Genomic DNA, 991 nt, shown 5'->3' with positions numbered 1-991 from the left:
ATTTTGAAAGTGTATTCCTAGGGAGACTTGCTCTATTCCCGTGCCTTCCAGATTTTAACTAAACGTAACAATATTCCCATCATGAAAGTATTAGCTAATACAAACAACAAACTTGCGAAAAGAGCAGTCTGGCAGCTTATAATCAAAACAATTTTAACATTGAAGAGTTGACTTATTATGAAGTGATTTCGCCGCAAAACAGTTGAATTATTTCCGGCTGCTGCCGAAATTGGAGCAATGATTGGAATGAAAAATAAAACTATACGAAAAGAGATGGCTTTTTTGGGCTTCTATGTGGGAATGGCTTACCAAATTATTAATGACCTCCTCGACTACAGTGAGGATTCTTCTAAGTTGGATAAAAATATCAGCGATGATTTAGGAGAAGGAAAAACGATATTACCATGAATTTACTCCAAACAAAAAGCTAATTCTTGAAAAATTAAGCTTATTCGTGAAACTATTAAAAGAGGAAGCTTGAAAAATTTATTCTTCATCATGCAAATTATTTCTGATACTAAAGCTCAAGAATATACCCAACAATACGCTCTTCAAGAGATTGAAAAAGCAAAAATTTAATTACAACAATTATCCCCTTCTCCTTTTTGCTACAGTTTAGAAGCATTAGCAAAATTCGTCTTAAGCCGCCAATATTAATAATTTACGATACGGCTGTGCTCATCTAGTAATCAAAAACCACCCACGAGCGAAGGATAAATTTTCCTTATGCTAGTTTCCAAGATCTCTATATTTAACGATAAAATTAGGTGAGGCTTAGTCTAAGTGAAATAGAAAAAATGTTTAACAAGAAATTAAAGGGGGAATATAGGAATAGAGTCAGGGGACATAGATTGTGCTAAAGCGCAGCCATTGCTACTTTACCTTTGAGAGAGGCACTATTGTGTGCTGAGGCTGGATCCTAAAATTCTCCTTTAGCTCGATTAAATACAATTTTTAAATGGTTTAAACCATCTCTAGTAAGATTTTTTTT

Annotated in this window: 1 pseudogene; it reads left to right on the top strand. The window is 33.9% G+C overall.

The annotated features are described in order from the left end of the window. Positions 1-201: 201 nt before the first annotated feature. Positions 202-408, top strand: a pseudogene (locus CLERM_RS00500) (polyprenyl synthetase family protein); the annotation flags it as partial. Positions 409-991 lie beyond the last annotated feature (583 nt).

Source organism: Coxiella-like endosymbiont (genome assembly GCF_002871095.1).
Lineage (GTDB): Bacteria > Pseudomonadota > Gammaproteobacteria > Coxiellales > Coxiellaceae > Coxiella.
The sequence above is the reverse complement of the archived record's forward strand: the minus strand, read 5'-3'. Positions and strand labels throughout refer to the sequence as shown.